22 protein-coding genes are annotated in these 24465 nt (G+C 57.3%); 16 read left to right on the top strand and 6 right to left on the bottom strand.

All coding sequences use genetic code 11. From position 1 onward, the window contains the following. Positions 1 to 70 precede the first annotated feature (70 nt). From ACYVHC_RS18845 to ACYVHC_RS18810, 8 genes are all read left to right on the top strand, one after another. The gene (locus ACYVHC_RS18845; protein WP_460615345.1) at positions 71 to 646 is read left to right on the top strand and encodes a GlcG/HbpS family heme-binding protein; all 576 of its coding nucleotides are present in this window, start codon (positions 71 to 73) and stop codon (positions 644 to 646) included. A 61-nt stretch (positions 647 to 707) separates the two neighbouring features. Continuing rightward, positions 708 to 1124, top strand: coding sequence for a hydroxyisourate hydrolase (uraH, locus tag ACYVHC_RS18840; RefSeq protein WP_460615344.1), 417 nt, complete (start codon positions 708 to 710; stop codon positions 1122 to 1124). A gap of 131 nt (positions 1125 to 1255) precedes the next feature. After that, positions 1256 to 1930, top strand: a complete 675-nt coding sequence (locus tag ACYVHC_RS18835; RefSeq protein WP_460615343.1) for a response regulator transcription factor — start codon at positions 1256 to 1258, stop codon at positions 1928 to 1930. Between the two features lie 17 nt (positions 1931 to 1947). Then, positions 1948 to 3330: a sensor histidine kinase gene (locus ACYVHC_RS18830; RefSeq protein ID WP_460615342.1), complete on the top strand. Its 1383-nt coding sequence runs from the start codon at positions 1948 to 1950 to the stop codon at positions 3328 to 3330. Between the two features lie 168 nt (positions 3331 to 3498). Then, complete coding sequence (locus tag ACYVHC_RS18825) at positions 3499 to 3780, top strand: hypothetical protein (RefSeq protein WP_460615341.1); 282 nt, start codon at positions 3499 to 3501, stop codon at positions 3778 to 3780. Between the two features lie 23 nt (positions 3781 to 3803). Further along, positions 3804 to 4979, top strand: coding sequence for an efflux RND transporter periplasmic adaptor subunit (locus ACYVHC_RS18820; RefSeq protein ID WP_460615340.1), 1176 nt, complete (start codon positions 3804 to 3806; stop codon positions 4977 to 4979). A gap of 80 nt (positions 4980 to 5059) precedes the next feature. Further along, the gene (locus ACYVHC_RS18815; RefSeq protein WP_460615339.1) at positions 5060 to 8233 is read left to right on the top strand and encodes an efflux RND transporter permease subunit; all 3174 of its coding nucleotides are present in this window, start codon (positions 5060 to 5062) and stop codon (positions 8231 to 8233) included. A 55-nt stretch (positions 8234 to 8288) separates the two neighbouring features. After that, complete coding sequence (locus ACYVHC_RS18810; protein ID WP_460615338.1) at positions 8289 to 9731, top strand: efflux transporter outer membrane subunit; 1443 nt, start codon at positions 8289 to 8291, stop codon at positions 9729 to 9731. A gap of 11 nt (positions 9732 to 9742) precedes the next feature. On the opposite strand, the gene ACYVHC_RS18805 is transcribed toward ACYVHC_RS18810, so the two are convergent. Genes ACYVHC_RS18805 through ACYVHC_RS18785 form a run of 5 tightly spaced genes read right to left on the bottom strand, consistent with a single transcriptional unit; the run spans position 9743 to position 16730 of the window. Beyond that, on the bottom strand, positions 9743 to 11050 hold the full coding sequence (locus ACYVHC_RS18805) for a Y-family DNA polymerase (RefSeq protein WP_460615337.1): 1308 nt from the start codon (positions 11048 to 11050) through the stop codon (positions 9743 to 9745). A gap of 32 nt (positions 11051 to 11082) precedes the next feature. Next, positions 11083 to 11649, bottom strand: a complete 567-nt coding sequence (locus ACYVHC_RS18800; protein WP_460615336.1) for a hypothetical protein — start codon at positions 11647 to 11649, stop codon at positions 11083 to 11085. Next, the gene (locus ACYVHC_RS18795) at positions 11630 to 13675 is read right to left on the bottom strand and encodes a hypothetical protein (protein ID WP_460615335.1); all 2046 of its coding nucleotides are present in this window, start codon (positions 13673 to 13675) and stop codon (positions 11630 to 11632) included. Before ACYVHC_RS18795 ends, ACYVHC_RS18800 begins: the two co-directional genes overlap by 20 nt. Positions 13676 to 13687: 12 nt before the next feature. Beyond that, on the bottom strand, positions 13688 to 15583 hold the full coding sequence (locus ACYVHC_RS18790) for a hypothetical protein (protein ID WP_460615334.1): 1896 nt from the start codon (positions 15581 to 15583) through the stop codon (positions 13688 to 13690). Beyond that, complete coding sequence (locus ACYVHC_RS18785; RefSeq protein ID WP_460615333.1) at positions 15552 to 16730, bottom strand: tyrosine-type recombinase/integrase; 1179 nt, start codon at positions 16728 to 16730, stop codon at positions 15552 to 15554. Before ACYVHC_RS18785 ends, ACYVHC_RS18790 begins: the two co-directional genes overlap by 32 nt. A gap of 461 nt (positions 16731 to 17191) precedes the next feature. Between ACYVHC_RS18785 and ACYVHC_RS18780 the strand changes: the two genes are divergently transcribed. Together ACYVHC_RS18780 and ACYVHC_RS18775 are read left to right on the top strand one after the other, a co-directional pair. Further along, positions 17192 to 17659: a LexA family protein gene (locus ACYVHC_RS18780; RefSeq protein ID WP_460615375.1), complete on the top strand. Its 468-nt coding sequence runs from the start codon at positions 17192 to 17194 to the stop codon at positions 17657 to 17659. Further along, on the top strand, positions 17643 to 18941 hold the full coding sequence (locus ACYVHC_RS18775; RefSeq protein ID WP_460615332.1) for a Y-family DNA polymerase: 1299 nt from the start codon (positions 17643 to 17645) through the stop codon (positions 18939 to 18941). Before ACYVHC_RS18780 ends, ACYVHC_RS18775 begins: the two co-directional genes overlap by 17 nt. Before the next feature lie 64 nt (positions 18942 to 19005). Here the strand turns inward: ACYVHC_RS18775 and ACYVHC_RS18770 are convergent, their stop codons facing one another. Further along, positions 19006 to 19257 (bottom strand): helix-turn-helix domain-containing protein, encoded by a 252-nt coding sequence (locus ACYVHC_RS18770; protein WP_460615331.1) that lies wholly within the window; start codon positions 19255 to 19257, stop codon positions 19006 to 19008. Between the two features lie 115 nt (positions 19258 to 19372). Here ACYVHC_RS18770 and ACYVHC_RS18765 point away from each other — a divergent pair, with 115 nt between their 5' ends. The 6 genes from ACYVHC_RS18765 to ACYVHC_RS18740 all read left to right on the top strand — a co-directional run bounded on the left by ACYVHC_RS18765 (position 19373) and on the right by ACYVHC_RS18740 (position 24464). Further along, positions 19373 to 19804: a hypothetical protein gene (locus ACYVHC_RS18765; protein WP_460615330.1), complete on the top strand. Its 432-nt coding sequence runs from the start codon at positions 19373 to 19375 to the stop codon at positions 19802 to 19804. A gap of 238 nt (positions 19805 to 20042) precedes the next feature. Further along, the gene (locus tag ACYVHC_RS18760) at positions 20043 to 20630 is read left to right on the top strand and encodes a restriction endonuclease subunit S (protein ID WP_460615329.1); all 588 of its coding nucleotides are present in this window, start codon (positions 20043 to 20045) and stop codon (positions 20628 to 20630) included. A 10-nt stretch (positions 20631 to 20640) separates the two neighbouring features. After that, positions 20641 to 20943, top strand: a complete 303-nt coding sequence (locus ACYVHC_RS18755) for a hypothetical protein (RefSeq protein WP_460615328.1) — start codon at positions 20641 to 20643, stop codon at positions 20941 to 20943. A 106-nt stretch (positions 20944 to 21049) separates the two neighbouring features. Beyond that, a complete protein-coding gene (locus ACYVHC_RS18750; protein ID WP_460615327.1) occupies positions 21050 to 22570 on the top strand; it encodes a type I restriction-modification system subunit M in 1521 nt (506 codons plus the stop codon). Positions 22571 to 22572: 2 nt separating this feature from the next. Beyond that, positions 22573 to 23850 (top strand): restriction endonuclease subunit S, encoded by a 1278-nt coding sequence (locus tag ACYVHC_RS18745; RefSeq protein WP_460615326.1) that lies wholly within the window; start codon positions 22573 to 22575, stop codon positions 23848 to 23850. A gap of 65 nt (positions 23851 to 23915) precedes the next feature. Further along, positions 23916 to 24464, top strand: coding sequence for a Pycsar system effector family protein (locus ACYVHC_RS18740; RefSeq protein WP_460615325.1), 549 nt, complete (start codon positions 23916 to 23918; stop codon positions 24462 to 24464). Position 24465 lies beyond the last annotated feature (1 nt).

The following is a 24465-nucleotide window of genomic DNA, read 5'->3' as shown; positions in this document are numbered from 1 at the left end:
CCCCGGCGCCGGCGCTTTTCTGCTGGCCGCGCCGCGGGCGGGCGGCTTACTTTTTCTTTCTTTTTCTCCTATGAAGATCCTGTGTTGGCCCCCGACCGGGGGCGCGCCCACCCGGCGGCTCCGTCTAGAAACGATGCGGTGGCTGCTGCTACCGGTTGGGGCCCTGCTGCTGGCTCCGGCCGGGGCCCGGGCCCAAAGTCCCGCCCCCGCGGCCTCCTACGTGCTGCCAACGTCCCGGCTTACGCTGCGGGCCGCGCTGACCATGGCCGAGCAGGTGCGGGCCGCCGCCGCCACGCTGCACCAGCAGGTTTCGGTTGCCGTCGTGGATGCCGGCGGGCAAACCATCCTGCTCGCTCAAGGCGACGGGGTCGGTCCGCACAATACCGAAGCTGCCCGCCGCAAGGCCTTTACCGCGTTGTCCACCAAAACGACCACCCTGCAGCTGGGCCGCCGCGCCCGCCGGAGTCCCGACACGGAAAACCTCCGCAGCCTGCCTGAGTTACTGTTACTGGGTGGGGGGCGGCCCCTGCTCTACCAGGGGCAGGTAATCGGCGCCGTCGGAGTAGCCGGGGGCGGCGGCCCGGAAAACGACGATGAGCTGGCCCGCGCGGCGGCCCTGCCGGAAGCCGGTCTTAGCCTGCCCTAGGCCAGCTTCCGGCAGGGCCCAATCTCCCCCAACTGCTTTTTTACTTTTACTTGCTGCTCTTGTGAAAACCCTTCTTGTTTGCCTGCTTGGGTTGCTGCCCCTGCTGGGCCTGGCCCAATCCCCGCCCGCCTACCAGCTCAGCACCCACATTCTGGATATCAGTGCCGGGGCCCCCGCCCCGGGGGTGACCGTGCGGTTGGAAAAGTACGATGCCGCCCAAAAAGCCTGGCGCCCGGTGGCCGAAAAGAAAACCGATGCGGCGGGTCGCATCGGCGACTTTCTGCCCCGCGCCGGGGCCCCCGCCGGGCACCCCGGCCTCTACAAGCTCACGTTCCTGACCCAGCCCTACTTCGCCGCCCGGCAGCTGGCCTCGTTTTACCCCTACATCGACGTGGTATTTGAGCTCAAAGACGGCGCCCACTACCACGTGCCCATCACCCTCTCGGCCTACGGCTACTCCACTTACCGCGGCAGCTGAGGTGTCCTCCTTCCCGGCCCTGGCCGGGCCTAAACCTTGGCGGCCGGGGCGGGCATTCCGCGCCGGGGTAGTAGCTTGCGGCGGCCGGGCCGCCCCTTGGCTTGCACGACCCGTTGTTTTTTGTTGCGCGCATGAAAATTCTGCTGGTTGAGGATGAGCCCCAGGTGGCCTCGTTTATCAAGAAAGGCTTCGAGCACGAAGGCTACGAGCTGACCATTGCCTACGACGGCCGCACGGGCTGGTCCCTGTACGGGCAGCAGCCCTACGACCTGGTGATTCTGGACGTGAACCTCCCTTACCTCAACGGCGTGGAGCTCTGCCGCCTGATCCGGGCGGAGCGCCGCCGCGTGCCGGTGCTGCTGCTTACGGCGCTCGACAGCCTGGCCGACAAGGAAGCGGGCTTTGAGGCCGGGGCCGACGACTACCTGGCCAAGCCCTTTGCCTTCCGGGAGCTGCTGCTGCGGGCCCGCGCCCTGACCACGCGCTACGCCGAAACCGGCACGCCCCAGCTGCTGCGCCTGGCGGATCTGGAGCTGAACCTGGACGCCAAAACCGTTTCCCGCGCCGGCCGGCGCATCGACCTTACTACCCGCGAGTACTCGCTGCTGGAGCACTTGCTGCTGAATCAGGGGCGCATCGTCTCGCGGGTAGATATTGCCGAGCGGGTCTGGGAGCTGGATTTCGATACCACCACCAACGTTATCGACGTGTACGTCAGCTACCTGCGCAAGAAAGTCGACCGTGGGTTTTCCTCCAAGCTGATTCATACGGTGGTGGGCATGGGCTACGTCATGCGCGAGCAGTAATCCCCCGGCGCCGCCCCATGTTGATCCGCAATAAGCTGATGCTGCGCTTTACGCTTCTGGTGCTGGGCATCCAGGTCAGCTTTTCCGCCTTTATCTACTACTTTAACGCCTCCATGCGGGCCCATCGCTTTGAGCTGCGCCTGGGCAACAGCGGCCTGCTGGCCGGGCGCCTGCTGGTGCGCACCCACAAGCTGGAAACGGGCATGCTCGGCAGCCTGCGGCGCGGGGACCTGCTGACCCTGCCCCGGGAGGAAATCAGCATCTACGCCCCCGATAATACGTTGCGCTACAGTAGCGCCGACCACATCGACCAGCAAGTAAACCGCGCCCGGCTCTCGAGCCTGCAGCCGGGCCGCATGGCGGTGTACCCGGCCGTGGGGCACCGCGAGTCCATCGGGCTGGTGTACGCCCAGCAGCCCGGGGGGGCGCTTTACCGCATTTTTGTGTCGGCCGAGGACCGGGTGGGCTGGGCCCAGCTGCGGCAGCTGGGGCTGCTGCTGGCCCTGGGCAACGTGGGGGCGCTGGTGCTCACCATCCTGGCCGGGTGGTTTTTTGCCGGCTCGGCCCTGCAGCCGGTGGCGCGCATCACCCGGCAGGCGGGGCGGATTTCGGCCACCAACCTGGGCCGCCGCCTGTCCGAAGGCAACGGGCGCGACGAGCTGGCCCAGCTGGCCCAGGCCTTTAACACCATGCTGGCCGGCCTGGAGCAGGCCTTTGAAGGCCAGAAAAGCTTTCTGGCCCACGCCTCCCACGAGCTGCGCACCCCGCTCACGACCCTTACCGGCACCCTGGAAACGGCCCTGGAGTACGACGCCACCCTGCCCGAAGCCCGCCAGAGCCTGGTTCAGAGCCTGGCGGCGGCCCGCCACCTGAGCGCTCTTACCAACGGGCTGCTAAACCTGGCCAAGGCCGACGGCGCCCTGCCCGCCTTCGGGCCCGTGCGGCTGGACGAGTGCCTGAACCAGGCCCTGGAAGTGGCCCGCGCCCAGTACCCCGGCCGCGAATGGCGCCTCACCTTCGGGGACTTTCCCACGGAAACCGACGGCGACCTGTTCACGCTGCCCGGCAATGCGGAGCTGCTGCTGACGGCCCTGCTCAACCTGCTCGACAACGCCGGCAAATATTCCAGCGGGCCCGTGCGCACGGAGCTGGCTTACGCCGGCGCCGCCACCCTGCGCGTGCGCATCACGGATGCCGGCCCGGGCCTGGCGCCCGAGGAGCTGCGCCTGATTTACGAGCCCCTGTACCGGGCCTCGGGCGCGCTGGGCCGCCCCGGCTACGGCCTGGGTTTGCCCCTGACCCTGCGCGTGGTGCAGCGCCACGGCGGCCGCCTGGAAATCACCTCCGCCCCCGGCCAGGGCACCACGGCCACGCTCCTGCTGCCGGCGGCCCCCTTGTAAGCCCGTCCCCGCTACCCGCCCCCGGCAAAGCGCAGACCGCCTTCCCCGCCCCCGGTATCCGGGCGGGGAAGGCGGTTTTCATGTTTTCTAATGCCGTTCTCATCTCGTTCTAATGTCGCGGCGCCTCCTTTGTGGCACGTTTCCTTTGGCCCTGCCGCCGCCCCGCTGATGACTTCTTCCTCTCCCCCGCCGACCAATCTGCTGGCCCTGCTGCTGGGTGGGGCCCTGCTGCTGTCGTTGGGCCTGAACGGGGTGCTGCTGAGCTCCCGGCCCGAAGCCTGGCCCGCGGACGACGACGAACTGGCCGCCACCACCGCCGACCTGCACCTGACGCAGCGCCTGCTGGCCCAGTGCCAGCAGCAGCGCCTGCGGCAGGATAGCCTGCTGGTGCGGCGCGGGGGCGGCCCGGCCCTGGCCGAACAACAAGCCGCTTTTTCAACCTCTAAATGAGCTCGATACTTTTGACACCGCGCATGGATTCAGTACGGAAAACCCCGGGGGCGCTGCGGCGCGGCGGGCCGTGGGGTAGCACCCTGCTGGCCCTGGTGCTGGCCACGGGAATCAGCGGCTGCTCGGCCGATGGCAAAAACCCGGCCCAGCCCCCGGCCCCGGCCGAGCTGCCCGTCGTAACCCTGCGCACCAGCGAGCAGGAGCTTTTTCACGACTACGTAGCCGACGTGCAGGCCGTGCGCAACGTGGAAGTGCGGGCCCAGGTCGCGGGCTTCCTGGAGCACATTTACGTGGACGAGGGGCGGCCCGTCCGCCAGGGCCAGCCCCTGTTCCGGCTGCGGGCCAGCGTCTACCAAAACCAGCTGCGCCAGGCCCAGGCCGCCGTGGCCAGCGCCCAGGCCCAGGCTCAGGCGGCCCGCGTGGAGCGGGAGCGGGTGCAGCTGCTGGTCGCCAAAAGCATTATTGCCCCCACGGAGCTGGCCCTGGCCACTAGCAAGGTGCGGGACGCCGACGCCCGGGTAGCCGACGCCCGCGCCGGGGAGGCCGCTGCCCGCCTGCGCTTAAGCTATACGCTGGTGCGGGCTCCCTTTGACGGCATCATCGACCGCATCCCCCTGAAGAAGGGCAGCGTGGTGGAGGAAGGCACCCTGCTCACCACCGTGTCGGATCTGCACGAGGTATACGCCTACTTCAACGTGGGCGAAAGCGAATACCTGCAGTACGTCAAGGCCCGGCAGCGCCACCCCACCCATCACTCCGACTCCGTGCAGCTGACGCTGGCGGACGGCACGGTGTACCCGTCGGCGGGCCGGATTGAAACCACGGAAAGCGAGTTTAACCCCAACACCGGCTCGCTGGCCTTCCGGGCGCGGTTCCCCAACCCCCAGCGCCTGCTCAAGCACGGGGCTTCGGGCCGGATCCGGCTGACTACGACCCTGCCCGCGGCCCTGCTGCTGCCGCAAAAGGCGGTCTTCGAGATTCAGGACCAGAACTACGTGTACGTGGTCGACTCCACCGGGGCGGTGCACCAGCGCAACTTCAAGCCCCGGGCCCGCACCGGGGACTTCTACGTGGTGAAGGACGGCCTGCATGCCGGGGAGCGGGTGGTATACGAGGGCGTAGCGGGCCTGAAAGACGGGCAGCGCATCCGCCCCCGCCCCGTCGTGCTCAACTCGGGCCGGGGGGACGTCACCCCGTAGGCGCCCCCCGGCCCCGCGCGCTCGCTTTCCCAACCTTTCACCTCCTCCGGCCGCCCCCGCTGCGGGGCGTCCCCGTGCCCATGTTCCATATCTTTATTCGCCGGCCCATTCTCTCGCTGGTTATTTCGGTGTTTCTGGTGCTGCTGGGCGCGCTGGCCCTGTTCACGCTGCCCATCACGCAGTTTCCCGACATTGTGCCGCCCTCGGTGACCGTGACGGCCAAGTACACCGGCGCCAACGCCGAGGTGTGCGCCAAGGCCGTGGCCACCCCGCTGGAGCGCGCCATCAACGGCGTGCCGGGCATGACGTACATGAACTCGGTGAGTTCCAACAACGGCGTCACGCTGATCACCGTCTTCTTCAAGGTGGGTACCGACCCGGACCTGGCCGCCGTGGGCGTGCAGAACCGCGTGACCACCATTCTCGACGAGCTGCCCGAAGAAGTGATCAAGGCCGGCGTAACCACGGAGAAGGAAGTGAACTCCATGCTGCTCTACCTCAACATCACGAGCGACGATCAGGCCGCGGGCGAGAAGTTTATTTACAACTTCGCCGATATCAACGTGCTCCAGGAGCTTAAGCGCATCGACGGCGTGGGCTTCGCCGAAATCATGGGCTCGCGCGAGTACTCCATGCGGGTGTGGCTGAAGCCCGACCGCCTGGCGGCCTACGACGTGGGCACCGAGGAGATCGTGCAGGCCATCCGGGACCAGAACGTGGAGGCGGCCCCCGGCAAATCGGGCGAAAGCTCGGGCGCCGACCGCACCCACGCCCTGCAGTACGTGCTGCGCTACACCGGCAAGCTGTTCGAGCCCGAGCAGTACCGCAACCTGGTGGTGCGGGCCAACGCCGACGGCTCGGTGCTGCGCCTGCGCGAGGTGGCCGACGTGGAGTTCGGCTCGCTTACCTACGGCATGTCCTCCAAGGAAGACGGCCGCCCCTCGGCCGCCATCATGCTCAAGCAGCGCCCCGGCTCCAATGCCTCCGAGGTGATTGCCAACGTGAAAACGCGCATGGCCGAGCTGCAGGCCACCAGCTTCCCGCCCGGCATGAAGTACAGCATCGCCTACGACGTGTCGCGCTTTCTGGACGCGAGCATTCACGAGGTGCTGCGCACGCTGGTCGAGGCGTTTTTGCTGGTGTTCGTCATTGTGTACCTGTTTTTGCAGGACTGGCGCTCCACGCTGATTCCGGCCCTGGCCGTGCCGGTGGCCCTGGTGGGGACCCTGTTTTTCATGCAGGTGCTGGGTTTTTCCATTAACCTGCTCACGCTCTTTGCCCTGGTGCTGGCCATCGGCATCGTGGTCGACAACGCCATCGTGGTGGTGGAGGCCGTGCACGCCAAGATGCAGGAAAAGCACTTACCGGCCCGGGCGGCCACCTTCGAGGCCATGGATGAAATCAGCTCCTCGCTGGTGGCCATCACCCTGGTTATGTCGGCCGTATTTATCCCGGTGTCCTTTATGGACGGGCCGGTGGGGGTATTCTACCGGCAGTTTTCGCTGACGCTGGCCATCGCCATCGTGATTTCGGGCATCAACGCGGTCACCCTGACGCCGGCCCTGTGCGCCCTGCTGCTCAAGCACGAGGCGGGCGCGGAGCCCAAGGGCCTGCTGGGCCGTTTCTTTGCCGGCTTTAACCGCCGCTACGAGGCGCTGGCCGGCCGCTACCAGAAGCTGCTCTCGGCCGTGGCCGGGCGGCGCGTAGTGACGCTCGTGGTGCTGGCGGGCTTCTGCGTGGCCACCTGGGGCGTGAGCCGCGTGCTGCCCGCGGGCTTTATCCCGACCGAGGACCAGGGCATGGTCTACATCAACGTGACCACGCCGGCCGGCGCCACCGTGGAGCGCACCGAGGCCGTGCTGGCCCAGGTGCAGCGCATCGCCCAGCAGCTCAAGCCCGTGGAGTCGGTCTCGACCCTGGCCGGCTACAGCCTCGTCAACGAGGTGGCGGGCTCCAGCTACGGCATGGGCATGATTAACCTCAAGCCCTGGGACCAGCGCCAGCAGTCGGTGCCCGAGTTCATTGCCGAGCTCGAGGAGAAAACCAAGAACATCGCCGACGCGGACATCCAGTTTCTGCCCCCGCCCACGGTGCCGGGCTTCGGCAACAGCAGCGGCTTTGAGCTGCGCCTGCTGGACAAGTCGGGCACGGGCAACCTGCAGCAAACGGCGGAGGTAGCGCAGACCTTCCTCGCGGCCCTGCGCCAGGACCCGGCCATCGGCGGGGCCTTCACCAGCTTCGACCCCAATTTCCCCCAGTACCTGATCCACGTCGACCAGGACATGGCCGCCAAGAAGGGCGTAACCATCGAGCGGGCCATGAGCACGCTGCAGACGCTGATGGGCAGCTACTACGCCTCCAACTTTATCCGTTTCGGGCAGATGTACAAGGTCATGGTGCAGGCCGGCCCCGAGTACCGCGGGCGCCCCGACGACCTGCTGGCCCTGCACGTGAAAAATGACCGGGGCGAGATGGTGCCCTTCTCCACCTTCGTGAAGCTGGAGCGCGTGTTCGGCCCCGACCAGCTCACGCGCTACAACATGTACACCTCGGCCCTGCTCAACGGCGACGCTGCCCCCGGCTACTCCTCCGGCGACGCTATCCAGGCCATTGAACGCGTGGCGGCCCAGCAGCTGCCCCGCGGCTACGACTACGAGTGGAGTGGCATGACGCGCGAGCAGATCCTGAGCGGGGACCAGGCCCTGTACGTGTTCGGCGTGGTGCTGCTCTTCGTGTACCTGCTGCTGGCGGCCCAGTACGAAAGCTTGCTGCTGCCCCTGCCCGTGCTGCTGAGCTTGCCCACGGGCATCTTCGGGGCCTTTCTCAGCCTTAAGCTGCTGGGCCTGGAAAACAACATCTACGCCCAGGTGGCCCTGGTCATGCTGGTGGGTTTGCTGGGCAAAAACGCCATCCTCATCATCGAGTTTGCCGAGCAGCGCCGCCGGGCCGGGGCCCCGGTGCTGGCCGCGGCCGTGGAAGGGGCCGTGTCGCGCCTGCGCCCCATCCTGATGACCTCGTTCGCCTTTATCGCGGGCCTGCTGCCGCTGGTGATGGCCAGCGGGGCCGGGGCCCTGGGCAACCGCTCCATTGGCACGGCGGCGGCCGGCGGCATGCTGATCGGTACCCTGTTCGGTATGGTACTCATCCCGGGGTTGTACGTGCTCTTTGCCTCGCTTGAGAAAGTGAAAAACCTGGCGGAGGATAAACCAGCCGAAGTGGAGGTCGGGCGGGAAGCAGAGCTCGTGGCGCATTAGGCTAGCGTCTGATTGCCACCGTCGCCCGCTTATCCATCACCATTCAACCTTGTGTATGCGCCTCTTTCCCCTGCTTATAGTCAGCTCCCTACTGCTCAGCACCGGCTGCCGGGTGGCCGCCCCCACCGGGCCCACCGCCGGACCGTCCCTGCCCGCCGCCTTCCCCAAGGCGACGGCAGGAACGGACACGCTCCACGCCGGGGCGCAGCCCTGGCGGCAGTTTTTCCCGGATCCGGCCCTGACGGCCCTTATCGACACGGCCCTGCGGCAAAACCTGGACCTGCAGGTGGCCCTGCAGCGCGTGGAGGGCGCCCGGGCCCAGTACCTGGTCCGGCGGGGCGCCCTGCTGCCCAGCGTGTCGGCTGCCGCCTCGGCCGGGGGCGACCGCTACGGCCGCTACACGCTCAACGGGGTGGGCAACTTCGACACCAACCTCTCGCCCAACATCGACGGGCAGCAGCGCATTCCCGGACCGGTGACGCCCGAGTTTTTTGTGGGGTTGCGCAGCGCCTGGGAAGTAGACCTGTGGGGCAAGCTGCGCAGCCGCCGCCAGGCGGCGTACCTGCGGGTGCTGGCCTCCGAGCAGGGCCGCCACCTGGTTACCACCACCGTGGTGGCGGAGGTGGCCCGGCTCTACTACGAGCTGCTGACGGCCGATAATCAGCTGGCCGTGCTGGAGCGCAACACCGCCCTGCAGCGCGAGGCCCTGCGCCTGATGCGCATTCAAAAGCAGGCCGGCCGGGCTACTGAGCTGGCCGTGCAGCAGTTTGCCGCCCAGGTTGCGCGCACCGAAAGCCTGGGCCACGAAGCCCGCCAGCAGGTGACGGAAGCCGAAACCGGCCTGAACCAGCTGCTGGGGCGCTACGCCCGGCCCATCACCCGGGGCCGGCCGCTACCAAGCCAGGTGCTGCCCGAGCGCCTGCGCGTGGGGGTGCCCTCCAGCGCCCTGCTGCGCCGCCCCGACGTGCGCCAGGCCGAGCTGGAGCTGCAGGCGTCCCGCGCCGACGTAGCGGCCGCCCGCGCGGCCTTTCTGCCCGCCCTCACCCTGACGCCCTACGCCGGGTTTACTTCCTACCGGGCCGGGGTACTGTTTGATCCCGCCTCCCTGGCCTACGGGGCCCTGGCCGGTTTAACCGGCCCGCTGCTGAACCGCGCGCAGTTCAAGGCCGACTACCGGCTGGCCGTGGCCGGCAGCTTCGAGCAGTACTACCGCTACCAGCAGGCCCTGCAAACCGGCTTTCGCGAGGTGGTCAACGGGCTGCAGGGCCTGGACAACTACCGCGCCGCCGCCGCTGCCCGCCAGCGGGAAGTAACCCTGCTCACCGGGGCGGTGGCCACGTCCAACGAGTTGTTTGTGGCCGGCTACGCCACCTACCTGGAAGTGATTACGGCGCAGCGCAGCGTGCTGGAAGCCGAGCTAAGCCTGGCCGAGGCGCGCCGGGCCCAGCTGCTGCAGGGCGTGAACCTGTACCGCGCCCTGGGCGGCGGCTGGCAGTAAGGGGCGCGGCCTTAGGCGCGGATCTGCAGCAAGTCGTCCCAGCTGGTGGTATAGGCCGGGCTCTGCCACTGGCGCTGGCCCGTGTAGGAGGCGGGCTGGCGGCCCACCCCCACCTGGACGGTGGCGAAACGCACCGTGCCCGCGCCGTAGCGCTCATTGAGCTTGTCTAATTCACTCATGAGCTTGGTTCGGCGCTCGGCTTGCTCATTGGAGGAAAACAGCAGCAATTGCTGCTGGCCGGCCGCTTCCAGACCGTCAAACAGCACCCCGGCTTTCTTGTACACCGTGCCCGGCCGCCAGAGGCGTTTGAGCGCGGCCCGGGCGTAGCGCAGCAGCTCACTGGTGTCACTTGTCGCCATGGGCAGGGCGATGGTCGTGGAGAACGTATGCGGGGGCGGGTCGGAGTTAAAGCGGTTCTGGCTGATGAAGACCGTGAGCAGGCTTACGGCCGAGCCCTGGCGGCGCAGCTTTTCCGCGGCGCGGGAGGTAAAGGCGCCGACGGCCCCGAGCACCTCCGGGTAGGCTGACAGCGGGGTGCCGAAGGTGCGGGTGCAGGCCAGGCGCTGGCGCGCCAGGGTGCCGTCCTCGCTCGGGGCCAGGGCGTAGCACGGCGTGCCCTGCAGCTCGCGCACGAGGCGGGCGCCGACGACGCCCCCCAGATGCTTGCGGGCCCAGGCCTCGGACACCCGGGCCAGGTCGGCCGCCGTCCGGATCCCGGCATCCGTGAGCTTTTGGGCGTACTGGCGGCCAATGCCCCAGACGTCTTCCACGGGTACCTGCGCCAGGGCCCACTGCCGCCGCTCATCCGTATCCAGGTGTAAGACCCCGTTAAGTAAAGGTGATTTCTTGGCGACGCGGTTGGCCAGCTTGGCCAGGGTTTTGGTGGGGGCAATGCCGATGCAGACGGGAATGCGCGTGCGCCGCCGCACCTCCTGGCGGATGTTGGCGGCGTACCGGGTTAAATCGCCCTGGTAGCGCTCCATACCGGCCAGGCTCAGGAAAGCTTCATCCACGGAGTAGATCTCCAGTTCGGGCGTTACGGTGCTCAGGTAGTGCATGACCCGGGCCGACATATCCCCGTAGAGAGCGTAGTTGGAGGAAAACACCCGCACCTCGTGCTCGAGCAGCAGGGGCTTGACTTTAAAGTAGGGCTCGCCCATGCGGATGCCCAGGGCCTTGGCTTCCGCCGAGCGCGAGACAATGCAGCCGTCGTTGTTGCTGAGCACCACGACGGGCTGGCCTTCGAGGCGGGGCTGGAAGGCGCGCTCGCAGCTGACGTAGAAGTTTTGTGAGAGTAAAAATGTGTTGAGTATGGGCAATATCAATTAGTTACCTATCTCAGCCGTATTCCTCAATTCGGTAAGTGGTGATTATCAGACGAACTGTCAATCCAGAGTTGCTTTTTCCGGACAGCTAAAACCCGCAACAACTCCTCATAGCGTTGTTCTAACCGCAGGTACTTATCATACCATATTGCTGTTTGTGTACGCTGCTGCTGTAAACTAACTTTTAGTTGCTCCATTTCTGAGAGCTTGGTAATAGCTGGCTCTGCTACAATCTTAGACTCTTCTCTTGCTTGTTGAATAAGTGTCAATAGCATTAAGCGCCGATCATTAATCCAATGATAGCGCCGATCATGTTTAAGCGTGGCCCGATCACAAGAGAGTCTACGAGCCAATTGGACCCAAGAAAGAATTCGGATAGAAGGTATTTTTCCAGCTTTAATCGACGATCTTACCTCTTGCTCTACATCGATAAATAGGTCCCTGATTTGCTTATTCTGCTTCCACCAGTCTAGTTGATTTCGTTCATAATAAGCAAAAGACTGGGCTTCAGCGCGTAAACGGTCGTGCTGATCAACCCAGTCACTTGCTGATCCACCATGTCTGAATACAAATTCAGGAGCTAATCCTTGCATGGTCCTCAAAATTTACTCCTAGATGAGTCAGCACTTGGCGAGCCTCTTCTACGAATTGTTCAAACTCTGGCTTAGCATGTGCCATTAATGGATCAAGCATACGTTGCTGATTCTCAGTATACATTTGTATCCATATAGGTGCTTTGGATTGCGGTATTAGCGCATTTTTGCAACGAGTAGGATTGCATTTAAGCTGGCCTAGACAGGGAGGTAGCTGCTTGCTGCCATCCTCCTGTTCAATCTCTCTACGGCCCTGACAGTAGCCTAACCCAACGTCAGCCATTAGCAAACCTCTTGAAGAGAGATGTTCCATAATCTCATCTAGTTGCCAGCCAGCCGCTAACATGCCGGTGAAATATAACTCCCGCTTGTGCTTAAATGCTTCTGCTCCAGGACCCGCCAAAGGAGCATGGGGATGATATACAGCGTGAACTAGTTCTCGATTAGCTTGCCTGATTCCTATAGCGTTGTTGAATATATCCGTTCCTATTCCGCCGTACCCTAATGTCACGTCTTGAACAGATTGGAAGCGCTTATGAGCTTGATAGATATGCTTTAGGTGAAAACTGATATATGGAATTCCCAACCCAGCTCGACTCATGTGTAGAGCCAAAGTATGTCTTAACCGATGCGTTGTTAATCGATATGATTCTTTTACACCTTGGAACCTCCTATTCGTAAATCGCTCTGCCAAACAATACTGCTGTTGCTCGTCAACGTCGTAGAGGTATGTTGTTAAAATATTATTTATAGAGGTTGCTGTCATTGGTGTATCTATCTCTTTAATAACTGAAAATATATTAGGTGTAAACAAGTATGCATTCCTAGTAAACCGCGCGATTTCTTCTAACGCAGCTATTGCATCACGAACAATTGGGCAGGCTACCCAATAATCTAGTCCTGTTAATAAGCCAGTTGATTTATTCTTACTTACAGTTCCTTTTATAACGTAATCGCCAGAGGACAACTTCTTAATACAGCTTGTCTGCAATAAGGCAGCTTCACTATAACGCAGGCCCGTAAATTGCAGCAATAGGTATCTAGCGGCCGACTGGACGCGCTCTATCAAGTTCTTTATGTAGCCGTAGGAAAACCCATGACGTCGTCGCTTGAACTCCCGCATAAGTGTCGTCCAACCGCTTGATTTACTGCTTTTGAGGACCGCCTCGTAGTGTGTCGTAGATAAGGATATGAACGCTTCGTAACACTGTTGGAAATTGGGATGGGTCTTAAGAAAATTGTTCCGATCTAGCGTTACGGATGTAGTTGGTGTTATAGGAACTTGCTTAATGGCGAGTAAAAAACACAGCACATCTTGAGTAGCTACTCCAACTAGGAAACTGAATAATGAATCGGGTAGTGGTTTGTCTCTGAATCCTTTCCCTTCTCCTGGTAAAGCAGGTTTTATAATATTAAAATCAATGGTTTTCAAATCATGGATATTCCATGATACTGGTGCCGCACCTGAGGGCGGAATAGGCAAGTATGCTTGCAAAAGGGGACTCGTTAAACTGCCCAAAAGCTTTAATATCCCCTCCCTTTTACTTCTAGCTACCGACAAATTCCCAAGCGCCTTCTGAATGTCGGTAATGGTAATATCAGTTAATGTCTCGATATACCTATCCACTGAATCAGATGGATTAGTTGCTAGGCTAGCTTGCCTACAGACTTCAGACAGAAACGTTAGAAGAGCCGTAATAACTGGGCAATAATAGGTTGGGTTAAGCCCCCGAACGGAAGCTCGCCGAAAATTGCTTAGTGCGACAGGGTAATGGACAAAGAAGAATGCTAATACTTTAACACTGCGTAGTAAAGCAGGTGACAACACATCAGTATACTTCTGCCAGTTAATGCGCAATTGAGCTGGCATTTTGGTTAAAGTACGCTTCTTATTAGAATCGTTAAAGTCCCAAATACCATCTCCAAAACAACTTAGCTTAGAAATGGGCAGGTCGTCATGGATGCTTAATGCTCCTTCAGAAAGTTGCTGCCAATCGTTCCATTCTCTTAAAGAAGCCTTCTGCATAATCCACTATACTTATAAGATGGATCGATATACCACTGGGTCAATAAATCCATCCATGGTTTCCGCAGCCGTGTTCGCCCAGGTTATATCGTCTTGAGAGAATTCAGAGGTACTTGGATCTAACACACGATCAAGGATCCCTAACGTGCGCACATAGTATTGCTCGTTCGGGAGTTCAGTAGTATTGTGTCCAATTGCCTCTCTGATTTGCCGCTGATAGTTTACTAGCATGGGTAGATGATGCCGCATCAAGACAACATTCTTACAAAACAGGCACATATTGAAGCGAGTACAGGCCTGACCCGCTGTGTACTCCTTTAGCTTTTTTACTTCATCAGGGGGATCATACACGTTGCGGCAATCTGCTACAATGCCTTTATATAGTATTGTATTATGCGAGGAAGAGGGCGTTCCTGCATATGCAGGCTGAGTTTGTTGTTGCCAAGCCTGATTATCGTGGATTACCCGTAGAGCTTGTAGCACATCCTGTCGTGCTTTAACCTCTAGATTATTACGGGCTATATATTTTAACGTCGTCAAGATTGACCGGTGTCCGCACTGACTTTGTATTTCAAAAAAGTCAAACCCTTTGCGCACCATGTCTGTGATTCTTGTGGACCTGAAGCGCCCAAGGGCTAGTTGAAGCGGCCTGCCATTTTCCGCTTTTAACCCGTAGGTGGCAACCTGGCTCGTGCACCACGTAGAGGAAACGCCATCGTGCATCCGACGCACCTCCCCAAAATAGTTTTTGCGCGAGACCTGGAACAGAAAGAGAATATTCTCACTCCCTTTAGGAGCACTAGCTCGCAGAGAAGATGTTGCTTGTAGTACTAAGGCAATTGTTTTGCGGATAACATTAGCTTGTTGTTCTTTAAACTCGCAAATCGTTGCGTCTTTGTTATATGGACTCAAATGCATCTCCATGTGTCCCTGACTACGAGCTTTGTAGTACTGGATGTATGGTACACCGGTCAAAGGATGCTTCTCTTGAAAACAATCGGTAGTTAGGTTCCAAAGTGAGCTAGGATTCAATCCAGATTCCAAACTCAATTTCAAGGCCAGTGGCATCATCACATCCAGCGTAATGATGGGCTTGATTCTCCAATCGATAAATAACGATTGATAACCGCCTGGATGATTTGCCGTGTGGTAATAGAATGAATAGTGCGGATGCTCTGGCGTAACTCTTTTGTACTCTGCCTGGCAGTCCATTACATTTTCAAAGTACCATCGCTGATTGGCAATATGGGTCCAGCCAAAATCCCCTGATTTGCTTTGCTGATGTTGTAACGTTCTTGGCTTCCTAATTCGTGGATCCTGCCCTCCACCTACCCGCTGATAACCAGGGGTACAAATAATCTTATTGGCTTGCGTTAACTTTTCTTTAAGCCAATTATTAATGATATCCATCTCTGCATCAGAGTATGCCTCATTCTGATTTGTTTCCCGTTGGACTGGCGCAGACGAAGTTGAGTATATATAGGTACTTGTCGTTAGTTTATGAAGTGCTGCATACTGCATCACTTGTCGAAGTGCGGAGATGAAATTGGCGACGGATGCCGATGAAAGACGTAGAGGGTTACTTTCTGTGTTATTATTTTCTAGGAAGCTCTGCACTTTCAATAAGCAGAAGCTATCCCACTGCTCATGAATATAGAAAAGCTTCTTAGTTGGCAGGTTAGGATCATAGTTGTTCGTAGCTGCCAGATACAGCTTCTTATACAATGAGAGGGCGGTTAGAAAATTATGACGGCTAGTAGACCGGATTTTAGCCAACCTCTTAAATAAAAAATCAACTTGACTCAAAGGGTCTTTGAGTGTTGGTTCGGGTAGCAACAAACGGTTTGTATCGGTCGTGTTTAGATATACGCCCATATTAGTGCCGCTTAGTGATGACGTGTGGCCCATGCCCCCGATGTTCAGTATGATCACGTTGTGGCTTGAAGCTTTGCTCGTAGATGTACTGCGCTTCTTGATATCGTTCTCGAAAGCCATGGGGTGAGCCGAACTGCTGCATCCGTGCAATGATGGGTGCAGGTATCATCGTGTACAGCTCTGTTGTCTTGATACTGACATGCCCTAAGGCTCGTTGACAGACAACGAGGTTCTCTAAAAATTCACGGCCATGCTCGGATTGCAGAATAGAAAAGGCGGTACCGTGTCGAAAACAATGCGGGGTTATGTGTTTAGACATTAGCCCGTCCTTGTTTAGGCGAACTGAGGCCTTGTAAGTCTGCTTCTGAATAGCACTAGCTGTAATTGGCTGCCCTAATACATTTAAAAAGGCGGGCATTTTGTCAGCCGGGTAGTTAGCCTGGGCACGCAAATAGACTCGCCAGTTATTGTGTAAGCGATATAAACGCTCAAGTAAGGGGCGACTTATAATGGTGTAGCGCTCCCTCAGTAAACCACCACGTCCTTTAGAACCTCGGATGAGTAAAGGGAAATACATTGTCTCAAAAGAGTAGGCTTCTAAATCAGGTAGATCAGCCTGAAGTACACGGGGGACTTCGGAAACTCGCGCGCCAGTATCATACATAAAATGTGCTAGGCATCGCTCGCTCTCGTTACGAAGACCGTGTTGGATATAAGTTGCCACTTCCTGATAGGTCAAATATTTAGGAGCAGGACGCGATGGAGTCGCAGTTTTTAACCTTCCGTCTGAATAAGGATGATCCAACGGTTGCCTTACTTGACCCGCTTCTTGTGTAGTGAGCCATTCCATAAAGGCTTTCAGTATGACATCTCGGGTTCGTAGAGTCGCACCACTTATGCCTTCATCCCTTAATTTCAGAAACCAATCTTCTATGATGACTGGTCCCATGCTGGCTATGGTTTCATCCATTGTGTTTTGATTACCAGAATCTCTTAAGCTGACGTACTCACAGAATAGCTTGAGTACTTTCAAGTATTCAATAACAGAACGTTTGCTGTAGCGTATCCTGCTGGCTAAAGCATAAGCGAATCGGGTAGGCAAATCAATAATTGCCTCGTTTTCATCGTACAGAATATAACGCGCTCGATCATTCTCACAGGTGAAAGCGTGTATATGCATCCTTCGACGTTTAATGTTTATTGCAACATGACCATTTTATAATTTTTCCCATACATACAATTCGTTTAGAATCTAAATTTATATAAAGTATGATTATAACTATTATTATCTATTGGCATTTAACGCGCCGTTGTATAGCTCTGTTTTAACCAATATAAAGGGTATTTATTTAGTTGCTCATCAATAGTTTGATCAAAATCTATTCTTATCTATGTCATCACGTGTCTGTCAAATGAGTTTTGCATATAATAAACAACATAGATGGTGGTATACGTTGTACTATAGCAGGCATAGCTATTTGTATCATGGTTATAAAAAAATATGGCAAATGCTTTAAAAGCCTGAAACACCTCTGAACAAGCAGGGTATTAATATATCTATAGCAAACTAATTTTATTAGTCTATTAACTAACTTAATTAGTAATACACGTATACTTGTAGCACACTTGTTCCCTATTGCTATGTGCCAAGTAGCCTTCTTATCAGTCAGACGACAGCCTTTATTGGTTCGGCTGTTTGATATCGCTGTCCCTGCTGGGTTCCCTTCCCCGGCGGAGGACCATCAGTCCATCAAGTTGGATTTGAACCAGTTGCTGCTCCCCCACAAGGATTCCTCCTACTTGGTGCGGGTAATGGGTCACAGCATGACCGGCGGCGAGTCCGGCATCCGCGACGGGGCCCTGCTGGCTGTAGATAACCAGCTCGAAGCCCAGCACAACGATATTGTCATTGCCATGGTCGAAGGCGACTTTACTGTTAAACGCCTTATTCAAAGAGGGCCAAAGTCTTGGTTCCTAGTACCGGATAACCCATCCTACCCCGAGATGCGCATCGGTGCGCCCGACCTGTTTACCATTTGGGGCGTAGTCACGCACGTAGTCACTGAAACCCGGCGCGGCCGACTTTCCAATCATGTTCGCGTTAGTTGATTGTAATAATTTTTACGTGAGCTGCGAGCGAGCCTTCCAGCCGGCGCTGGAAGGAAAGCCAGTGGTCGTGCTCAGCAACAACGACGGCTGCATCGTCTCGCGCTCGGCGGAGGCCAAGGCCCTGGGCATCCGGATGGGCGAGCCCTACTTCAAGGTCAAGCAGTTGCTGCAGCAGCACCAGGCCCACGTCTTTTCCTCCAACTATACCCTCTACGGGGACATGTCGGCCCGGGTCATGCACTACCTGAGCTCCGTGACGCCCGAGCTGGAGATCTACTCCGTGGATGAAGCTTTCCTGAGCCTAGCCGGCATGGAGCGCTTCCACGGCGACCTGACCCAGTATGCGGCCGTGATCAAGCGGGAGGTGCTGCGCCGCACGCGCATTCCGGTCTGCATCGGCATTGCCCCCACCAAGACCCTGGCCAAGCTGGCCAACCGCGTAGCCAAGAAATCACCTTTACTTAACGGGGTCTTACACCTGGATACGGATGAGCGGCGGCAGTGGGCCCTGGCGCAGGTACCCGTGGAAGACGTCTGGGGCATTGGCCGCCAGTACGCCCAAAAGCTCACGGATGCCGGGATCCGGACGGCGGCCGACCTGGCCCAGGTGTCCGAGGCCTGGGCCCGCAAGCACCTGGGGGGCGTCGTCGGCGCCCGCCTCGTGCGCGAGCTGCAAGGTGTGCCCTGCTACGCCTTGGCCCCGAGTGAGGATGGCACCCTGGAGCGGCAGCGCATTGCCTGCACCCGCACCTTCGGCACCCCGCTCTCGGCCTTCCCGGAGGTGCTGGGAGCGGTGGGGGCCTTTACCTCCCGCGCCGCGGAAAAGCTGCGCCGCCAGGGCTCGGCCGTGAGCCTGCTCACGGTCTTCATCAGCCAGAACCGCTTCGGCTCGGACCCACCCCCGCATACGTTCGCCACGACCATCGCCCTGCCCATGGCCACCAGCGACACCAGTGAGCTGCTGCGCTACGCCCGGGCCGCGCTCAAGCGCCTCTGGCAGCCGGGCACGGTGTACAAGAAAGCCGGCGTGCTCTTCGATGGTCTGGAAGCGGCGGGCCAGCAGCAATTGCTGCTGTTTGCCTCCAATGAGCAAGCCGAGCGGAGAACCAGGCTCATGAGTGAATTAGACAAGCTCAATGAGCGCTACGGCGCGGGCACGGTGCGTTTCGCCACCGTCCAGGTGGGGGTGGGCCGCCAGCCCGCTTTCTACTCGGGCCAGCGCCAGTGGCAGAGCCCCGCTTATACTACTAATTGGGATGATCTTTTACAGATACGGGCCTGATGATGTATTAATAAACAAAGCCTACGTTAGCCTCACACAATCGGTGACATCTACTAATTGACAACTAATTAGGTATGTTATGAGTGGTGCCATCTACTTCAGGAAAATCCATTAGCTCCGGTAGAGATATCTGTAGCCCACGGGCGATACTCGCTAATACATCTAGCGTAGCACAAAGCTGAGCAGTTTCAACACGCTGAATCGTGGGCCTACTTAAATCCGCCTCATCGGCTAACGCTTGCTGGCTGAGTCCTCTTTGAACACGAAGACTCCTAAGGTGTAGGCCAAAGGCTTGTATAGTAGCCGGATTTTTCACTGTCGCGAAGGACAGCCGACTATTAATTACAATTCGTATCGTATACGATGCATTTAGATGGTAATCTTTGCGTGGCCTTCAATTGAGAAAGGATTATCACTTAATCACCATACTCATGTCTCATCTTAATCATTCCCTGACAGAAGCTTCTGTTAACAGTAGAGCATGGCAGTTACTTACAGTGCTACTACAGCAACTTAACTTGGCAAATCCTTTGTCCTGTACCCTACCAGTAACTACTATATTCCCCGGTGAGCATTGCCCTACTAGGGAGCATTTAACTCAAATTATGTATGCTTTAAGAGGATGTGGACTTAGGATTATCAGCTTTGATGAAAAAAGGGGCAAAATTTCAAGCTACATGCCTCTATTTACCAAGTTGGGTTACGATGACTATCCATACCAGATCATTGCGACCTTCAATCCAGGATTAGTCAATGAACTGAAAGTATTAGGAGCTAAAATGCTATATGAAAATTTCGAGAATTTAGACGTACAGAACGATATGCGTTCGGTTCTCTTGGGTATAACCACCACACTGCATTGATCATCTTTAGACGCTCTTATTTGAGTGCTATTAGTCTTTAGAATACTTGACTACTCGTGTTCTTGCACTTAGTGATCTGCAAAACAACCAATTAGACAGTGTGATAGGTGCATAGTCAACTTACAATTTGTATTAGCAGACACGTTAATTAAATAAAATTGTAGTCATATACAGAGAAATATTTAGGATATATCACTGCTACACCTCACTTTTGTAGTGTACTACAGAAGAAATTATCTTGATTACACTCTCTGATCTCGCATCCGTGTTCTTAGGCAGCTATGAGAAGCCGCAAGACAAAGGGCCTTTAATTCTTCTGCTTCCTAGTGACCTAGATAGTACTGGGCGTCGAATTACAGAAGCTCCCGCTCGCTATGTTGCTAATAGCTTGGCCAACGAACGTGCACGCTTGTGCGCTGGAGATGTGTTGCTTCCCGCTAAAGGCGGCCGTTACGTTGCTACTCTAGTTACAGGGGAGTTGTCTGGATACGTAGCCTCTTCTGGGTTCTTCATAATACGGCTTAACCCGGAAATAATCCCGGCTTACTTAGTCGCGTATTTTAACCACCCCTACACTCAGCGCCGCCTTCAGGGGATCACAAATGCCAGCACAACAGTACCCGTACTTAACAAAGCGGCCTTGCTGACAACTCCCATAGACATACCTGCGCTGCCAGTGCAAGAGCGTCTCGCAGCATTCTATCAGCTAAGCCAGCGAGAACAACAGCTTACCGAAGAGTTGCTAAATAAAAAAAAGTTGTTCTATCAGCAGGCTTTTCAAGATGCCATCCTAGCCGCCACCGGTTCTTTCCTCACCGCTTCCTAAACTCTTCCTTATGAATACATTACTCACTTATGACGTTTCAGCACGTCATGATGAAGTTAGAGCTGCCTTACTAGAGAAACAATACTCTGGTAAACGCTATTCCCTTGACCGCAACTGTGATATAATTCTGCCGGCATCTACACTGTGGAAAGAATCTTCTCATCCTGCCCAAGCCACACAAGACCTTAAGAATATAGTCTTAGCCTTATCTAAGTCAGGCACTCCTATTAGCATCAGACGTGCTATAGCTGTGAGTTTCAACCATAACTGGGACGGTATATGTGGCGAAGAATTTGGTGAAGAAGCCAATTGACGTCCCTTTACCTTCTATAAAGTTGTAAGTACCCCCAAACCGCGCCTCCTGCAACCCCTCTCCTCGAGGAGAGGGGTTGCAGGAGATGAGACTCTTCTCCCAAAGCATGATTCCAGAACAACCTACATCTCGCGTCTCCCAGACGGAAATCAACAACATTCTCTGGCGCGCTTGCGACACGCTACGCGGCACTGTAGATCCCACCCAGTACAAGGACTACATCCTTACGCTGCTCTTCCTCAAGTACCTCAGCGACGTGTGGAAAGATCACCACGCCGCCTACCTCACCAAATATCAAGGCGATGAGGCTCGCGCAGCCCGTGCTATGCAGCTGGAGCGCTTCCAAGTACCTGAGCATTGTGCCTTTGACTACCTCTACCAGCAGCGCAATGCCGATAACATCGGGGAGCTGATCAACATTGCCCTTGATGACCTTGAAACCGCCAACCGTGGCAAGCTCACCGATGTGTTCCGCAACATCGATTTCAACTCTGAGCCCAACCTAGGCCAGACCCGTGAGCGGAACACTCGCCTCAAACTTCTGCTCCAGGACTTCGCCGACCCGCGCCTCGACCTGCGCCCCTCTGTAGTGGGCGGCGAAGACGTTATCGGCAACGCCTACGAATACCTCATCTCCCGCTTCGCCGCTGATGCTGGCAAGAAGGGTGGCGAGTTCTATACTCCTGGCGAAGTGGCCGAGCTGCTGGCTCGCCTGCTCGATCCCCAGCCCGGCGCCCGCATCTGCGACCCTACTTGTGGCTCCGGCTCCCTGCTCATCAAGATGGCCCGCCAGGTGGGCTCACGCAACGTGTCCATCTACGGCCAGGAAATCAACGGCTCCACCTACGCGCTGTGCCGCATGAACATGTTCCTGCACGGCCTCGATGATGCCCAGATTGAATGGGGCGACACCTTGCGCAACCCCCGCCTGCTCGACGGCGAAAACCTGCGTCGCTACGATGTGGTGGCTGCCAACCCGCCCTTTTCCCTCGACAAGTGGGGCCACGACGAAGCCGGCCTAGACCGCCACGGCCGCTTCTACCGCGGCCTGCCGCCCAAGAGCAAGGGCGACTACGCCTTCATCCTGCATATGATTGAAACCACCCTCGACGGCCACGGCCAGGCCGGCGTCATCGTGCCCCACGGCGTGCTGTTCCGGGGCGGTACTGAGGGCAAGATTCGCCAGCGCCTCATCGAGGAAAACCTGCTCGATGCCGTCATCGGCCTGCCGGCCAACCTCTTCTTCGGCACCGGCATTCCGGCCGCCATCCTGCTATTCCGCCGGGGCCGCACCACCGACGATGTACTTTTCATCGACGCTAGCCGCGACTTCGACGCTGGCAAAAACCAAAACCGACTCGGCGAAGCCCACATGGCCCGTGTGGTGGCCGCCTACCGCCGCTACGAAACCGAGGAGCGGTACGCCCAGCGCGTTACCCCGGCCCAGCTGCTCGAAAACGACTACAGCCTCAACATTCCGCGCTACGTGGATACACAGGAAGCCGAAACGGCCATCAGCCTGATAGATACCCAGCGGGAGATTACCCGGCTGGAAGGCGAACTGGCCGCTGTGCGCGGCCAAGTGCACACCTACCTGCGCGAGCTGGGCATTAACGTGGAGGCGTAAGCATGGAAACGATGGAAATGACGACCGCAGTGGCTGCCGCCGGGAAGCCGGGTTACAAGCCGACGAAGCTGGGCTGGATACCGAAAGAATGGGGATTTACTAAGCTTAGTGAGGTAGGAAATATTTCCTCTGGCTCTACGCCAGCGCGTTCTGGCTATGAAAAGTATTACGCAGCCGGGACTATACCTTGGGTTAAAACAGGTGACCTGACACGCGACGAAATCCGCGAAACAGAGGAGCAGATTACCAGCTTAGCTCTGAAAGAAAGTTCTTGCAAATTATATCCAAGCGGAACGGTATTGGTCGCCATGTATGGCGGATTCAAGCAGATTGGCAGAACGGGCATTTTAACTGCTGATGCGGCAATTAACCAAGCTATTTCGGCTATTGAGGTAGACAGCAACATACTGTTACCTGAATTTCTACTAGCCTGGCTCAACCAGAACATTGACTATTGGAAAAACTTTGCTGCTAGCAGTCGTAAGGACCCGAACATTACAGGCAAAGACGTTCAAGACTTCCCCATTGCCTTGCCGCAGTTGAGCGAACAACGGTTTATTGTTGAGGTGGCCAGTAAATTCAATTCGTGCATCACCAGCACCCAACACCTCATCACCGCCAAGCGCACCTACAAGCGCGGCCTGATGCAGCAACTGCTGACGGGGCAGCGGCGGTTTCCCGAGTTTCAGGGGCAGCCGTGGCGAGAGCAGCGCATAAGCTCGCTTATTACGGAGAGTCGTATCCCCGGCTCGAATGGTAAGGCTGCCAAAAAGCTGACTGTAAAGCTGTACGGGAAAGGAGTGCTTGCGAAAAATGAGCGCCAGATAGGTAGCGTAAACACGAAATACTACACGCGCAAAGCCGGGCAATTCATCTACAGCAAGCTCGATTTCCTGAATGGTGCTTTCGGTCTGATTCCTGATGAGCTTGATGGGTACGAAAGCACCCTCGACTTACCAACCTTTGACATAAGCCCAGAAGTTGACGCTAGCTTACTGCTCGCCTACTTCTCACGAGAGGAGTTCTACGCCCGCTTTGCTGACATAGCGGCCGGCGGCAGAAAAGCAGTTCGCATTGGCCCCGAGGAATTGCTAAAGAAGAAAATACTCCTTCCCTCGCTCCCCGAGCAACAGCGCATTGCCGCCGTGCTCACCGCCTGCGACCAGGAAATCGAGCTGCTCCAGGCACAGCTTCGGCAGTGGCAGCAGCAGAAAAAGGGCCTAATGCAGCAGCTACTTACGGGCAAGTTGCGGGTACCCACAAAGCAATTAAGAGCATAATGATAAGCATGTTAAAGTATCTCTATCCCTCCAACTGGTTCTGGAAAATGGGTAACTCTTCAGCCGTGGAAATATCTCAACATCCAAACTCCATGACCGATACGGATAGAATTACCCACCTCAAATTTATATTAGGCCGCTACGACCAATATGCCAATGCCGTCAACACCAAAGGCAGTTTTCTGCTAGCGTTTAACTCCTTCGCCGCTGGAGGCTTTGTAGTCAACTTTTTGAAGTTAGCAGAAGGCTTGAAGTCGAATTGTACAGTGTACGCGTGGTTTCAAGTTATCTCGCTTCTGTTCGTGCTGGTATCAGTAATTTCCATTTACCTCACTATCCGGGCTGTATATCCGGCGCTTACGTCCGGTAACAATCGGGGAAATTACCAATCACTAATATTTTTTGGTTCGGTAAGCGAACTACAACCCGACACCTTTCTTCAGCAGGTGAAGGAAGCTGACAATGCCAGCACCATCAACGACTTGGCCCGGCAAACCAACCAGGTAGCCTCTATTCTGTCAGGCAAATTCCGACACATCAGCTGGGCAAGCCAGCTGGTGTATGTGCAGCTGACCATCTTTTTTGCCCTATTTCTCTTCGTCGTATTTAACTAAA

The organism is Hymenobacter seoulensis, from assembly GCF_054780535.1.
The sequence above is the reverse complement of the archived record's forward strand: the minus strand, read 5'-3'. Positions and strand labels throughout refer to the sequence as shown.